Annotated in this window: 12 protein-coding genes; 6 read left to right on the forward strand and 6 right to left on the reverse strand. The window is 69.2% G+C overall.

Annotated elements, in window-relative coordinates; translation table 11 throughout:
- Positions 1-50: 50 nt before the first annotated feature.
- Both ilvD and ABDJ85_RS18385 read left to right on the forward strand, forming a co-directional pair.
- Positions 51-1,910 (forward strand): dihydroxy-acid dehydratase, encoded by a 1,860-nt coding sequence (ilvD, locus tag ABDJ85_RS18380; RefSeq protein WP_347706259.1) that lies wholly within the window; start codon positions 51-53, stop codon positions 1,908-1,910.
- A gap of 106 nt (positions 1,911-2,016) precedes the next feature.
- Complete coding sequence (locus tag ABDJ85_RS18385) at positions 2,017-2,475, forward strand: hypothetical protein (RefSeq protein WP_347706260.1); 459 nt, start codon at positions 2,017-2,019, stop codon at positions 2,473-2,475.
- A gap of 21 nt (positions 2,476-2,496) precedes the next feature.
- Here the strand turns inward: ABDJ85_RS18385 and ABDJ85_RS18390 are convergent, their stop codons facing one another.
- The 6 genes from ABDJ85_RS18390 to ABDJ85_RS18415 all read right to left on the reverse strand — a co-directional run bounded on the left by ABDJ85_RS18390 (position 2,497) and on the right by ABDJ85_RS18415 (position 8,528).
- A complete protein-coding gene (locus ABDJ85_RS18390; RefSeq protein WP_347706261.1) occupies positions 2,497-3,813 on the reverse strand; it encodes a hypothetical protein in 1,317 nt (438 codons plus the stop codon).
- 49 nt (positions 3,814-3,862) lie between these two features.
- Positions 3,863-5,044 (reverse strand): hypothetical protein, encoded by a 1,182-nt coding sequence (locus ABDJ85_RS18395; RefSeq protein ID WP_347706262.1) that lies wholly within the window; start codon positions 5,042-5,044, stop codon positions 3,863-3,865.
- Between the two features lie 143 nt (positions 5,045-5,187).
- Positions 5,188-6,057: an ABC transporter ATP-binding protein gene (locus ABDJ85_RS18400; RefSeq protein ID WP_347706263.1), complete on the reverse strand. Its 870-nt coding sequence runs from the start codon at positions 6,055-6,057 to the stop codon at positions 5,188-5,190.
- On the reverse strand, positions 6,054-6,467 hold the full coding sequence (locus ABDJ85_RS18405; RefSeq protein WP_347706264.1) for a GntR family transcriptional regulator: 414 nt from the start codon (positions 6,465-6,467) through the stop codon (positions 6,054-6,056). The genes ABDJ85_RS18400 and ABDJ85_RS18405 overlap by 4 nt, the downstream gene beginning before the upstream one ends.
- Positions 6,468-6,547: 80 nt before the next feature.
- A complete protein-coding gene (locus ABDJ85_RS18410; RefSeq protein ID WP_347706265.1) occupies positions 6,548-7,468 on the reverse strand; it encodes a glucosamine inositolphosphorylceramide transferase family protein in 921 nt (306 codons plus the stop codon).
- Positions 7,461-8,528 (reverse strand): glycosyltransferase, encoded by a 1,068-nt coding sequence (locus tag ABDJ85_RS18415; RefSeq protein ID WP_347706266.1) that lies wholly within the window; start codon positions 8,526-8,528, stop codon positions 7,461-7,463. The genes ABDJ85_RS18410 and ABDJ85_RS18415 overlap by 8 nt, the downstream gene beginning before the upstream one ends.
- Positions 8,529-8,820: 292 nt before the next feature.
- Between ABDJ85_RS18415 and ABDJ85_RS18420 the strand changes: the two genes are divergently transcribed.
- Genes ABDJ85_RS18420 through flgL form a run of 4 tightly spaced genes read left to right on the forward strand, consistent with a single transcriptional unit; the run spans position 8,821 to position 14,026 of the window.
- On the forward strand, positions 8,821-9,930 hold the full coding sequence (locus ABDJ85_RS18420) for a flagellar basal body P-ring protein FlgI (protein ID WP_347706267.1): 1,110 nt from the start codon (positions 8,821-8,823) through the stop codon (positions 9,928-9,930).
- Positions 9,930-10,793 (forward strand): flagellar assembly peptidoglycan hydrolase FlgJ, encoded by an 864-nt coding sequence (flgJ, locus tag ABDJ85_RS18425; RefSeq protein ID WP_347706268.1) that lies wholly within the window; start codon positions 9,930-9,932, stop codon positions 10,791-10,793. The genes ABDJ85_RS18420 and flgJ overlap by 1 nt, the downstream gene beginning before the upstream one ends.
- Before the next feature lie 14 nt (positions 10,794-10,807).
- Positions 10,808-12,790, forward strand: coding sequence for a flagellar hook-associated protein FlgK (gene flgK / locus ABDJ85_RS18430; RefSeq protein ID WP_347706269.1), 1,983 nt, complete (start codon positions 10,808-10,810; stop codon positions 12,788-12,790).
- 24 nt (positions 12,791-12,814) lie between these two features.
- Entirely contained in the window at positions 12,815-14,026 is a 1,212-nt protein-coding gene (gene flgL, locus ABDJ85_RS18435) for a flagellar hook-associated protein FlgL (RefSeq protein ID WP_347706270.1), read from the forward strand.
- Positions 14,027-14,030: the final 4 nt, after the last annotated feature.

The raw sequence follows: 14,030 nt of genomic DNA on the forward strand, positions 1-14,030 counted from the left end.
GCAGGCGCGGAGACAATAGCGGTTTCGCTGACCCCGACCCGCTTCCCGCCATGCCCACCTACCGCTCCAAGACCTCCACCGCCGGCCGCAACATGGCTGGTGCCCGCTCGCTGTGGCGTGCCACGGGCATGAAGGACGATGACTTCAGCAAGCCCATCATCGCCATCGCCAACAGCTTCACCCAGTTCGTGCCCGGCCATGTGCACCTGAAGGACCTGGGCCAGCTGGTGGCCCGCGAGATCGAGGCTGTGGGCGGCGTGGCCAAGGAGTTCAACACCATCGCGGTGGACGACGGCATCGCCATGGGCCACGACGGCATGCTGTATTCGCTGCCCAGCCGCGACATCATTGCCGACAGCGTCGAGTACATGGTCAACGCCCACTGCGCCGACGCGCTGGTGTGCATCTCCAACTGCGACAAGATCACCCCCGGGATGCTGATGGCCGCGATGCGGCTCAACATCCCCGTGGTCTTCGTCTCCGGCGGCCCGATGGAAGCCGGCAAGGTGCGCCTGGCGGTGCCGGGCACCGGCCAGATCGAGATCAAGAAGCTGGACCTGATCGACGCCATGGTGATGGCCGCCGACAGCAAGGTCAGCGATGCCGACGTGGCCGAGGTCGAGCGCAGCGCCTGCCCCACCTGCGGCAGCTGCTCGGGCATGTTCACCGCCAACTCGATGAACTGCCTGACCGAGGCCCTCGGCCTCTCGCTGCCCGGCAATGGCACCGTGGTGGCCACGCACGCCGATCGTGAGGCTCTCTTCAAGCAAGCCGGCCGCACGGTGGTGGAGCTGTGCAAGCGCTACTACGAGCAAGGCGACGAGAGCGTGCTGCCTCGCGCCATCGGCAAAGCAGCGTTCGAGAACGCGATGACGCTCGACATCGCCATGGGCGGCTCCACCAACACCATCCTGCACATCCTGGCAGCAGCGCAGGAAGCCGGCATCGACTTCGACATGACCGACATCGACCGCCTCTCGCGCTCGGTGCCGCAGCTGTGCAAGGTCGCGCCCAACACCAACAAGTACCACATCGAAGACGTGCACCGCGCGGGCGGCATCATGGCCATCCTGGGTGAGCTGGCCCGCGGCGGCAAGCTGCACACCGGCGCGCCCACCGTGCACAGCAAGACCTTGGGCGACGCGCTCGCCAAGTGGGACGTGACCGTCAGCCAGGACGAGGCCGTCCGGCACTTCTACATGGCCGGACCGGCGGGCATTCCCACGCAGGTGGCCTTCAGCCAGAACACCCGCTGGCCCAGCCTCGACCTCGACCGCGCCGAAGGCTGCATCCGCTCCGTCGAGCACGCCTTCAGCAAGGAAGGCGGCCTGGCCGTGCTGCGCGGCAACATCGCGCTGGATGGCTGCGTGGTCAAGACCGCCGGTGTGGACGACAGCCTGCTCGTCTTTGAAGGCCCGGCCCACGTGGTCGAGAGCCAGGACGAAGCCGTGGCCAACATCCTGGCCGACAAGGTCGTGGCCGGCGACGTGGTGGTGGTCCGCTACGAAGGCCCCAAGGGTGGCCCCGGCATGCAGGAGATGCTCTACCCCACCAGCTACATCAAGTCCAAGGGCCTGGGCAAAGCCTGCGCGCTGCTGACCGATGGCCGCTTCTCGGGCGGCACCTCGGGCCTGTCCATCGGCCACTGCTCACCCGAGGCTGCCGCTGGCGGCGCCATCGGCCTGGTGCGCAACGGCGATCGCATCCGCATCGACATCCCCAACCGCACCATCAATGTGCTGCTGAGCGACGAAGAACTCGCCCGCCGCCGCGCCGAGCAAGACGCCAAGGGCTGGAAGCCCGCCGAGGCCCGCCCCCGCAAGGTCAGCGCGGCGCTCAAGGCCTATGCGCTGCTCGCCACCTCGGCGGACAAGGGCGCGGTGCGCGACCTGGGGCAGTTGGAAGGCTGACCGCGCCTTTCACAACTTGCAACACCCTGGCGGCGCGCCGGTCAGCGCGCTGCCCGGTAGCTTCGTTCAAGATGGCAGCCACCCGGACCTGCAAAAGGAGCCCTTGATGAAGCACCCTGCACTGACCACCCTGCTCGCCGCCGCCTGCGGCTTGGGCGCACTGGCCGCCCTGCCCGCCCACGCTGCCGACGTCGACGTCGGCGTCTCCATCCGCGTCGGCCAGCCCGGCTTCTACGGCCAGATCGACATCGGCAATATGCGCCCGCCGGTGGTCTACGCCCAGCCCATGATGATCGAGCGCACCACCGTGCGCGTCGCCCCCGTCTACCTGCGCGTACCGCCCGGCCACGAGAAGAACTGGGCCAAGCACTGCCACGCCTACCAGGCTTGCGGCCGACCGGTCTACTTCGTCAAAGGCGACTGGTACGAGCGCGAGTACGTGCCCGTCTACCGCGACCGCTACGACAACGACCGAGGTCGCTGGCGCGACGATGACGACGGCCCAGGCCGCAGTAAGGGCAAGGGCCACGACCATGGCAAGGGGCATGGGCACGGGCGGGACTGACGCCCATGCCGGCCTGGCCTCTCACGCGTATGGCCTGAAGCTGCGCCCGTGCAGGCTGCGCCGCATCCAGCGGCGGCGGGCCGCTTCAAAAACAAGCAGTGCGATCGCCGTCTGCCACAGCGCCAGCGTCGCACCGCGCTCCAGCGGTTGGCCAAGCGCGGCCATGCCCCAGGCCAGCCCTGCATGGAGCAGGCCATAGCCCAATGCACCGGCACCCACGGCAGACCGCCGGTTGGCCACGCTGCGCAGCCAGGCCGCGCAGGCCACGGCGAGCAGCGCGTCGGACGCCAGCACCACAAAGGCGTCAGGGTGCTCCCACACGTTGAAGGTCAGGGCAGTGACGAGCACATTCAGCACCGCGCTGCACAGCCAGAACGCAGCTGAACCCAGCAGCATCGCGGCGACACGCCGCCCCTGCGCCAGGCCTTGGGGCGCCAGCCTCAAGCGCCGATGTTCATCGCGGACAAACAGCAGCCAGCCGCACCAGCCAAACATCTGCAACTGCCAGACGAAGAGCGCTGCAATCCACCAACCGGTAACAGTAGCCGCCCCCATCACCAGGCCGGCTGGTGCGACGAGGCTGTAGACCAAGCCGTTGTTCAACAGCAGGCGCGTCAAGCTCCTCTCCGGCCCCTCCGGTCCCGAGTCGAAGGCGAGCGCATCCCAACGCCGTTTGGGGCTGGTGCGAACGGCGGGGTCCGGCAGCACGCCGGGCTTTTGACGCATGCCGCACCAGAGCGGCACCGTTTGCCGCAGACCCTGCAGCGCGAGCTTGCCGGCATAGCCTGCGCCCACCAGAGCCAGCGACGCCAGCATGGCCGACAGCGCCGGCATCTCCAGCAGGCGGGGCCACGCGGCAACGAGCAGGAAGCCCGTCACCGGGAAGGCCGGCCACACCCACAGCGCCCGCCTGGGGGCCAGGCCAAACCATGCAAAGCCCGCCCAGGCGCCCAGCGCAGCGCCCAGGAGCGTCTCGGCCAGCACCCACAGCGCTGATGACCATTGCTGGCCATCGCCCAACCGGGACGCCAGGACCAAGGGGCCAAGCAGCCCACAACCCAGCGCCCACAGCAGCGTGCGGCGCCACTGGCGACGCTCCCGCGAGAGCGCCGCATCCGGAGCCTGCCGCTGCACCCAAAAGCCCACGCGACTGGCGACACGCCCCGACGCCATGGCCGCCGCCCAGGCCATGCAAAAGGCATGCAGCCCCAGCAACACCGGCAGCACGGCGTGGTCCACCTGCACCATCACGCCATAGATCGCCATGAAGAGCGAGGTAGCGATGGGCGGCAGCAGGCTGAAGTCAGCAAAGCGGAAGGGTTGGCGCTCGTCTCTCATGGGTCCTTCTGGGTCGTTGTTTCCATCAGCACGATTGGGGCACGTTGGCTCAGTGCCGGTGCAACTCGCGCTCACCCCGCATCACCCGGCGCTGCCAAAGCCAGACCGACAGGCCCGCCAACACCGCCGTGACCAGTGCCTGGACCCAAAGTCGCCCCTGCACCTGCTCCGGAGCAAGGGGCGTATCGCCGGTCGCCCCCACCCGAACCATCAACAACACGAAGAATGCGATGCAGGCCGCGACAAACACCACACGACGATTCCATAGGCCGCGCAGACAGGCGGCCAAGGCGACCGCAAGCGCCGCATTCAAGGCGGAGCGCAACAGCGGCAGCTGCAAATCCTCGATGGCAAGTGACCGGCTCCAGGCGCCGGACGCGATCAGGGCCCACAACACCAAGGTCGCGCAGATCGTGGAAGCTGCCAGCATGGTCAGCGTGCGCACCACTGGGTTGGGGCCGCCGGGCGCAAGCCGCCGTCGCCAATGGCCCAGGGGAATCAGCAGCTGATCTGCGCAGAGGGCCATGAGCCAAACGGTGTTCATGGCCTGCAAGGACGCATCGAAGTGGTTGCTGGGCGTTTCGAGCAGCGCCTTCAGCGGTGTACTGCCGGCAAACCCCAGCAGCATGTAAACACCCCAGGCACGAAACCACCGAAAGAACCCCGCGTCGGGCAGCCCTTCGGGCAGCCCATCGTCGTAGGCCAAGCGATCCCAGCTCCACAGCCGCGACGAGGCATCCCACTTGCGCCACTGCGGCCGGGGCAACAAGGCCGGCACGCCAGCCCACTGCGGCGCAAGGGCATTCAGTTGCCGATGCAGCAGCACCAGCGCCCCCACCATCGACGCGCTGCCCACCAGCGCAACGAGCGTCGTCTGGCTGACGAGTGGCGGCGCCAGGCACAGCAGGTACAGGCCCCACGCGCCCACGGGGACGGCGATTAGCCAGGCGGCCCGCAGCGCGCCAAACCAGGCCCAGGTTGCGAGCGTGCCCAGGGCCACGCCCACGGCCGGCAGGCTCAGCACCCACAGGGCCACGCTGGGCTGGCCCAGGATGAGCGCTTTGACCGCCAGGCCCACGGGACCAGCCACGCCAAGTGCGAACTGGGCCTTGGCTTTGTCGAGCCAGTCGGCCCGGACCTTGTCACGGCTGCCACTGGGCGCGGCGCGGCGTTGCCAGTCCAGCAAGCGACTCGCGGCCACTGCGGCAGGCGCGGTGGCCGCGAGGGCCATGAAGCCAAGCTGCACAGCCATCAGCAAGCCCACGGTGGTGAGCTGCCAGGCGCCAAACAACGCCCAGCACCACATGAACAGCGACATGAGGCCTGGCGGGAAGTAGCTGGCGTCCAGCCACCGCAGCAAGAAGCGTTGATCACTCATGTGTTCAACACCTCCATCAAGTCCTCCATGCCCAGCGCCTGCGCGCCGGCGGCAGCGTCAGTGCGGCGGGTGTCCACCAGCAGGCGGCCACCGCCGGCGGCCGACCAATGCAGCTCGCCGGCTTGAAGGGCCTGCGGCCGCTCAGCACAGGGGCGCACACGGAGGTGCTCGGCGCAGTCGTCCCAGGCCTCGAAGAGTTGCACCCGGCCCTCGCGCAGAAAGAGCACGTGGGTGACGACGCGCTCCAGGTCGGAGAGCAGGTGGGACGAGATCAGCACGGTGCGCGGGGTCTCGCGCTGGCGCATCGAGAAGAGCACGCGCATGAAGTCGCGGCGGCTCAAGGGGTCGAGGCTGGCAACGGGCTCGTCGAGGATGACGAGGTCGGGGTCGTGCGCCAGGGCGAGGACGACGGCGAGCTTTTGCTGGTCGCCGAGCGAGAGCTGGTCGGCGTTGCGGCCCAGGGCCACGTCGAGCTTGCAGGCCAGCGCCATCGCGAGCTTGCGGTTGAAGCCGGGGTAGACGGCGGCCATCTCGTCAAAGTGCTCGTCACCACTGAGGCCGGCAAAGAGGTCGGGGGTTTGAGCGGCGTAGCCCAGGCGCTCCTTGACGGCATCGGTCAGCGCGAGGCTGGGGCAGCCCAGCAGGCGGGACTCGCCCTCCTCCACGGTCTGCAGGCCGAGAAGCGCGCGGATCAAGGTGCTCTTGCCGGCGCCATTGCGGCCGACGAGGCCGACCACGGCGCCTTCAGGGATGGCGAGGTCGATGCCCTGCATCACATGGCTCTTGGACAGCGACCACTTGTCGTAGCGAAACACGCCCAGGCTCTGGGCCCAGATGGCTGGTGCGGTGGATGTGGATGCAGTCATTGCGAGTCCTCCTGATCGAGTTTTTGTTCGAGCGCGGCCAGCACGGCGGCAGCAGAGATGCCAAGCTGCCGCGCTTGCTGGGCCAGGGCGTCCAGCGCGGGGGCCAGCAGCGCCAGGCGGTCAGTGCTCTCGGCCGACAAGCCCTGACCGGCGGCCACCGTCATGCCGAGGCCCCGGCGGCGCTCCAGCACGCCTTCGCTCTCCAGCAGGCTGTAGGCCTTGCTGACGGTCATGGGGTTGATGGCATGGCGCTCGGCCACGGCGCGCACGCTGGGCAGCTCGGCCCCGGGCGGGAGCACGCCGCCAGCCACCAGGCGCTGCACCTGCTCCACGATTTGGCGGTAGAGCGGCGTGGCGGCCTGGGGGTTGAGGTCGAAGGGGTCTGGGCCGGGAGCGCTGTTTGGCGGCATGTGTATTACTGTATTACATACACAATACACGTCAAGCGGAATTTGCCGCTGAGGCCGCCAGCGGCCAGTTCAACGCGGGGTCAGCGGTGCAGCAGCCGCCGCACCCGGCGCTTCAGGTCCAGCCACTGCCGGCCGCGCGAGCGGTCGATGCGCTTGACGTCGATCAGCGTCAGCTCGCCGCAGGCGCTCAGGGTGTGCAGGCCGGCGCCGTGGCTGGCGCTGGCGAGGTCGCCGGTCAGGCGCTCGGTGCTCAAACCAGCCTCGAAGTGATCGGGGCTGAGCGAGTTGATGTGCAGCAGGCGCGTGGCGCTGCCGTAGCCGCCGCTGGAGTCCTGCACGGGCAGGACGAGGCCGCCATCCAGACCGACAAAGGGCCGGCCAGCGGGGCGGGCGCCGGCCAGGTCGTCGCGCACGGGGTTGCGCAGGTGCAGCGTCCAGGGGCCAGTCAGGCGCGGTGCGTGGGCGATGTGCAGCTCACGCTGGTCCTGCCGGCGCGGGCCGACCACGGTGTAGAACATCCACCAGCGGCCCTGCCATTCGATGAGCGAGGCATCGGCACCGGCCACGCCGGGCAGCAGCGCGCAGTCGCGCTCCCAGTGGTCGAGCCTAGCGTCGGTGGCGCGGTAGAGCGCGATCTCGCCGGCCTGGTGGCACTCGGGGACCATCCAGACCTCGCCCTCGTGCTCGAAGACATAGGGGTAGGACAGGTGGCGCGCGCCCGCCAGCACGCTGCGGTGGCCCAGGGGCTGGAGGCTGCCAAGCGCGTAGTCATGCCGCTCAATCCAGGCGCGCTTGATGCGGTAGTCGTAGGCCTCGACGAAGACGTGCAGCCGCTCGCCACGCACCAGGCCGAAGGGGTCGGCCAGGTAGCGCCAGCGGTCAAGGTCCTGCAGCCAGACGATGCGGTCGGCCAGGGCCGCGAGCCGCGCGGCGTCCAGGGTCTCGATGCGCGCCGGCACGAGGCCGACCTGCCAGAAGTCGCTGCGCGGCGCCTCAAGCATGCAGTGCGGGTTCGTGCCCCTCGGGGATGCGGGCCGGCTCGGGCTGAAGCGCACGGCGTACCGCTTGGCGGTAGAGCGCCACGATGCGGGCCACTGCCTGGTCGCGCCCAAAGGCGTCCATGGCATAGCTGAGGCGCTCGCGGGGCGCACGCAGGGCCTCGGCCAGCGCGCGGCCCAGGGCATCGGCATCGCCCACGGGCACGAGGCTAGCGGGCTGGCCGGCCAGCATCTCCAGCGGGCCCTGGGTTTCGCTCGCGACGATGGGGCAGCCGGCGCGCATGGCCTCCAGCACCGCCAGTGGGAAGGCGTCCTCGCGCGAGGGCGAGACGAAGAGGTCAAAGTCGGCGAGCGCCTGCTCGACATCCTCACGCTGGCCCAGTAGGCGGATGCGCGGGTCGCGCGCGGCGCAGGCCTCCAGCTCGGCGCGGGCGGGGCCGTCGCCCAGCAGGGCCAGGCAGGCATCGGGCGGCGCATGGCGGCTGAAGGCCTCGGCCAGCAGGTCCACGCCCTTGGTCAGGTGCAGGCGCCCGAGGAAGCCGACCAGGCGCTGGCCATCCTGCAGGCCCAGCTCGGCCCGCAAGCGGCCGGGCACGACGCGCGACTCGGGCCGCACGGGCGCCCAGTTGTAGACGACCTCGGCACAGGCCTGCCGCTCATCCGGCAAGCCCCGGAACTGCGCGCGGTTCACGCACACCAGCGCATCCATGCGCGCATGGTGGTGGGCCTTGTAGCCCACGTGCAGGGTGCCGACCCGCGCCACACCGGGCACGCGGGCCACCGCCTTGCAGGCCGGGCCCAGGTGGCCGTGGCAGACCTGCGCGCCCAGGCGCCGCACCAGGGCCGCCACGCGCCGGCCGCGCAGCAAGGGCAGCGCGAGGCCATGGAACTCCACATTCGGTGCCAGTGCGGCCCGCACGGCCGAACCCGCCGTCCCGATCACGTGCACGCAGTGGCCCAGCGCCGCCTGGGCATTGGCCAGGTCCACGCAGTGCCGCTCTCCACCGGCCAGGCGCGACGAGAAGACCACATGGGCGATGGTCAGAGCCTCTCGAAATTCCACGGTGCCAAACCCCTAACTTGAAGTCGGCGGACTTTACGAAGCTTCACAGTCAGAAAACTTTCTGAACCTTGCGCCAAGCCGCCAGCAGGCCTTCGCACCGGGCAAGTCCTGCCCGGACTAACCCCAGCCGCCGGGCGCCAGCGATCAGAAATGGGAATCGCTGCCCCGCCGCCCGGGCATCTCTCACCCCTGGCTGCGGGGCTCAAGCTCGGCAGCCAGATGCCGAAGTAAAGCGGGTTCACCCCGGCTTTTCGCCCGCTTATCGGATTCCAGCCCCGGAAGAATCGGCCGAGTGAAAAACCGTCTCGTCACCTTCCTGGCCCTGCTCCTGCTCCTTGGCACAACGGCAGGCCCGGCCCTGGCCGCGCGCATCAAGGAGGTCGCCGCCGTGGCGGGCGTGCGCTCCAACCCGCTGACGGGCTATGGCCTGGTGGTGGGGCTCGACGGCACGGGCGACCAGACCACCCAGGCGCCCTTCACCGGGCAGAGCCTGCAGGCCATGCTGCAGCAGTTCGGCGTGATCCTGCCGCCGGGCGTGACCATGCAGCCGCGCAATATCGCGGCCGTGATGGTGACGGCGCAGCTGCCCGCCTTTGCCCAGCCGGGGCAGCAGCTGGACGTGAACGTCTCGTCCATCGGCAACTCCAAGAGCCTGCGCGGCGGCACCCTGATTGCCACGCCGCTGCGTGGTGCGGACGGCCAGGTCTACGCCATCGCCCAGGGCAACCTGATCGTGGGCGGCGCCGGCGCGTCGGCCGGTGGCTCCAAGGTCCAGATCAACCATCTCAGCGCGGGCCGCGTGCCGGCCGGGGCGCTGGTGGAACGCTCAGTGCCCACGCCACTGGCCCAGGGCGACTTCATCCAGTTCGACCTCAACAGCAATGACTTTGCGACCGCACGCGCCGTGGCCCAGGCCATCAACAAGGCCAAGGGCGCCGGCATGGCGCAGGCGCTGGACGGCCGCGTGGTGCGCGTGAAGGCGCCGCTGGATGCCAATGACCGCGTGGCCTTCCTGGCCGACCTGGAGAACCTGCCCGTGGACACCGCCCCGGCAGCGGCGCGCGTGGTCGTCAATGCACGCACCGGCTCGGTGGTGATGAACCAGTCGGTCACCCTGGCGCCCTGTGCCGTGGCGCACGGTTCGCTGTCGGTCACCATCAGCTCGACGCCCATCATCAGCCAGCCTGGCCCGCTCTCCAGCGGCCAGACAACCGTGGCCGAGAAGACGGACATCGCGATCCGCCAGGAGCCCGGCTCGCTGATCCAGATGCCGGCTGGCACCCGCCTGGCTGACGTCGTGAAAGCCTTGAACAGCCTGGGCGCCACGCCCCAGGATCTGCTCGCCATCCTGCAGGCGCTCAAGAGCGCCGGCGCCCTCAACGCTGAGCTGGAAGTGATCTGATGGCCAACGTTCAATCCCTCTCCGGCGGCAACCTCTCCATCGAGCAGCTGCGCGCCGCCGCCTCGCGCGACCCCAAGGGCAGCATCAAGGAGGCGTCGAAGCAGTTCGAGTCCCTCTTCATGCAAGAGGTGATGAAGAGCATGCGCGCCGCCACGCTCAGCTCCGGGATGCTGGAGAACTCCGGCACCCAGCTCGGCACCGAGATGCTGGACACCCAGTTCGCCAGCAAGATGGCCGGCCTGCCGGGCGGGCTGTCCAGCAGCATCGAGAAGCAGCTGGCCCGCCAGCTCGGCATCAAGGACCTGACCCCCGAGCGCATTGCCGAGGGCAGCCGCACCACCCTGGCCCAGGCCCTGCCCCACTTGGCCAACAAGGGCATCCCGCAGCACGTGCAGGGCTTCATCCAGCAGCACGACGCCGCCGCCCGCGCCGCCAGCAAGGCCACCGGCATCCCGGCCAGCTTCATGGTCGCGCAGGCGGCGCATGAGTCCGGCTGGGGCAAGCGCGAGATCACCGCCCCCGACGGCAGCAAGAGCCACAACCTCTTCGGCATCAAGGCCACGTCTGCCTGGAAGGGCAAGACCGTCGAGGTGCAGACCACCGAGGTCATCGATGGCCGCGCCCAGAAGGTGACCGCCAAGTTCCGCGCCTACGGCAGCTACGAGGAAGCCTTCCAGGACTACGCCCGCCTCGTCAGCAACAACGACCGCTACGCCCATGTGGTGGCGCAGGCCCGCACCGGCAACGCCAGCGGCTTTGCGCGCGGCCTGCAGGATGCGGGCTACGCCACCGACCCGGCCTATGCCGACAAGATCGCCCGCGCGATCTCCACCACCCAGCGCGTGCAACGCACGCTGGCTTGAGCAAGGACTGAAACATGGCCGGCCTACTCTCCATCGGCGCCCGCGCCATGCTCGCCAACACGGCGGCGCTGCACACCATTTCGCAAAACATCGCCAACGCCAACACGCCGGGCTACTCGCGGCAGTCGGCGGTGATGACGACATCGCCCGGGCAGTACACCGGCGCGGGCTTCTTCGGGCGCGGCGTGGACGTGAGCACCGTCGTGCGCACGCACAACGACTTCCTCACCACCGAGGCCGCCAACACGTCGGCGATGGCCTCGCAAGACACCGTGCGCATGGAGCAGCTGCAGCGGCTGGAGAAGGTCTTCCGCCCCGGCACGGACGGCATCGGCTACTCGGCCAGCCAGTTCCTCAACGCCATGGTCGACGTGACCAGCCGCCCCAACGACCCCTCGGCCCGCCAGGTGGCACTCGGCCGCGCGGCCGAGCTGTCGGCCCGCTTCACCAGCGCCGGTGCGCAGCTGGACCAGATGCAGGCCGGCGTGGTGGGCGACCTCAAGGCGCACGTCGTCGTCATCAACCAGTTGGCCGACCAGATCGCCCACATCAACGAGCTGATCGCCAAGACCCGCGGCACCGGCCACGAACCGAATGACCTGCTCGACCAGCGCGAGCGCCTGATCTCCGACCTCAGCACCCACATTGCCGTCACCACCTTGCCGGCGGACGACGGCACCGTGGGCGTCTTCATCGGCGGCGGCCAGCGCCTGGTGCTGGGCAATGCCGCCCAGCAGCTGGAAGTGGGCGCCGACGCCTACGACCCCGCCAAGGCCACCCTCAATCTGCGTGAAGGCGCCAAGCTCCGCAACCTCGACGCCAGCGTGCTGACCGGCGGTGCCGTCACCGCCCTGCTCGCCTTCCAGAACGAGGACCTGACCGACGCCCGCAACATGCTGGGCCAGCTGGCGGCCTCGTTCGGCACGCGCATCAACACCCAGAACGGCCTGGGGCTGGACTTGTCCAACCCACCCGGCAAGGGCGCCGCGATCTTCAACGTCGCTGCCCCGCGTGTGATGCCGGCCGATACCAACCAGCGCGACGCCAGCGGCATCTTTGTCAGCGGCATCAGCGCCAGCATCGTCGATGCCTCGCTGCTGCAGGCCAGCAGCTACAAGCTCACGGCTGACAGCTCCGGCACCTACACGCTCACCCGCCAGTCCGACGGCTACGTCCGCACCGTGGCCGATGGCGACAGCGTCGACGGCTTCAAGCTCAGCTTCACGCCGGCCGCTCCGCTGCCGGGCGAGAGCTTCGTGATCGAGCCCGTGGGCGCTGCAGCCGCCAACTTCCGCCGCGTGCTGGACCTGCCCAGCGGTATCGCCGCCGCCTCGCCGCTGACGGGTTCGAGCTCGGTCAACAACACCGGCACCCTCAGCGTGGACCGCCTCTACGCCGTCAACGACAAGCTCGACATCACCCAGGCGCCCATCCAGCTCGACTTTGGCGACCCCGACCCGGCCGATGCCACCAAGATGCAGTACACGCTGACCCTGGCCGACGGCACGGTGCTGAACGGCACCTGGTCAGCCGGCCAGCCCATCGGCAACGAGCCGGCACTGGGCATCGACCTCGGCTTCGAGCTGCGCACCAACGGTGTGCCGCGCAAGAACGACCGCATCACGCTCGAAACCACCATCTACACCGGCACCAACAATGGCAATGCCAAGGCCTTCCTGGACATCCAGTCCGAGACCTTCGTGGGTCGGCGCGTCAAGCCCGACGGCAGCATCGCCGTGGGCTCCACCATCACCGACGCCTACGCCAGCTCGATGAGCGAGATCGGCGCCCGCGTGCAGGGCGCCACCTATCTGTCCAGCGTCTCCACCACCACCGCCAACGACGCGCGCACCGCCGCCGAGGCGCTCTCGGGCGTCAACCTCGACGAAGAGGCCGCCCGCCTCATCCAGTACCAGCAGGCCTACCAGGCCGCCGCCAAGGTCATGCAAACCGCACAGACCATCTTTGACGAGCTGATGCGCGTGGCCGCGCGCTGAAGCCCCGAGGATTGAGAGGCCGCCATGAGAGTCACCACCGCCAACCTCTTTGACCGCAGCGTTGCCACGCTGCAAGGCCGCCAGCAGCGCATGCAGCAGCAGCAGCAACAGCTGGCCTCGGGCAAGCGCATCGAGCTGGCCAGCGACGACCCCACCGGCGCCGCACGCTCCGAGCGGGCGCTTGCCGCCATCGGGCGCATCGAGGCCAACCAGCGCGCGCTGGAAGCCAGCCGCAATGCCATGACCCTGTCCGAAGCCGCGCTAGGCGACGCCAACGAGCTGATGCAGCAGGCCCGCGAGCTGATGCTCTCGGCCGGCAACGCCAGCTACTCCGACGCCGAGCGCAAGGGCCTGGCCAACAAGCTGCAAGGCCTGCGCGACCAGTTGATCTCCATCGCCAACCGGCCCGATGGCTCGGGCGGCTATCTGTTCTCGGGCCAGGGGGCCAGTGCGCCCCCCTTCCTGGACGAAGCCACCGGCGTGCGCTACGTGGGCACGCCCGGCACCATCCAGACAGGCAACCTCGACAACTTCCAGCTCACCGTGGACGGCCGCGCTGCGTGGGAAGAAGCACGCAGCGGCAATGGCAGCTTCGTCACCTCGGCCGCCGCCAATGCCCTCACCGGCCTGCCCGCCAAGGGCTGGATCGACTCCGGCCGCGTCACCGACCCCAGCCAGCTCACCGGCAACAACTACCGCATCGACATCGCCGGCACGCCGCCCGCCCAGACCTACAGCGTCACCAATGTCGACACCGGCGCGGGCGTGGCTGCTGGCACCTTCCTGCCCAACACCACCATCGCCTTCGACGGCATGGCCGTGGGCATCTCGGGCAACGCCACCGATGGCGACACCTTCAACATCGCGCCGGCCACCAACGACCTGCGCGTGTTCGACGTACTGGACGGCGCCATCAAGGAGCTGAACACGCCGCTACGCAGCAGCGTCGAGATCGCCCAGGCCAACGTCGGCCGGCTGCGCGACATCGACGCCGCGATGAACAACCTGCAAAGCCTGCGCGCCCAGGCCGGCGAGCGGCTCAACACCCTGGACGGCACCGAGTCCCGCATGGCGGCGCTCAAGCAGTACAACAACGAAGAGCGCAGTGCCGCCGAGGACCTGGACATGGTGCAGGCCATCTCCGAGTTCCAGAACCAGCAGTCCGGCTACGACGCCGCGCTCAAGACCTACGCGATGGTGCAGCGGCTTTCGCTGTTCAACTACATCAACGGCTGAGGCC

The organism is Roseateles paludis (genome assembly GCF_039872745.1).
Lineage (GTDB): Bacteria > Pseudomonadota > Gammaproteobacteria > Burkholderiales > Burkholderiaceae_C > Pelomonas > Pelomonas paludis.

Coding starts and splice junctions, on each gene's coding strand:
- ilvD (WP_347706259.1), top strand. CDS start 51: ATGCCCACCTACCGCTCCAAGACCTCCACCGCCGGCCGCAACATGGCT.
- ABDJ85_RS18385 (WP_347706260.1), top strand. CDS start 2,017: ATGAAGCACCCTGCACTGACCACCCTGCTCGCCGCCGCCTGCGGCTTG.
- ABDJ85_RS18390 (WP_347706261.1), bottom strand. CDS start 3,813: ATGAGAGACGAGCGCCAACCCTTCCGCTTTGCTGACTTCAGCCTGCTG.
- ABDJ85_RS18395 (WP_347706262.1), bottom strand. CDS start 5,044: ATGGCCCTCGCGGCCACCGCGCCTGCCGCAGTGGCCGCGAGTCGCTTG.
- ABDJ85_RS18400 (WP_347706263.1), bottom strand. CDS start 6,057: ATGACTGCATCCACATCCACCGCACCAGCCATCTGGGCCCAGAGCCTG.
- ABDJ85_RS18405 (WP_347706264.1), bottom strand. CDS start 6,467: ATGCCGCCAAACAGCGCTCCCGGCCCAGACCCCTTCGACCTCAACCCC.
- ABDJ85_RS18410 (WP_347706265.1), bottom strand. CDS start 7,468: ATGCTTGAGGCGCCGCGCAGCGACTTCTGGCAGGTCGGCCTCGTGCCG.
- flgJ (WP_347706268.1), top strand. CDS start 9,930: ATGGCCAACGTTCAATCCCTCTCCGGCGGCAACCTCTCCATCGAGCAG.
- flgK (WP_347706269.1), top strand. CDS start 10,808: ATGGCCGGCCTACTCTCCATCGGCGCCCGCGCCATGCTCGCCAACACG.
- flgL (WP_347706270.1), top strand. CDS start 12,815: ATGAGAGTCACCACCGCCAACCTCTTTGACCGCAGCGTTGCCACGCTG.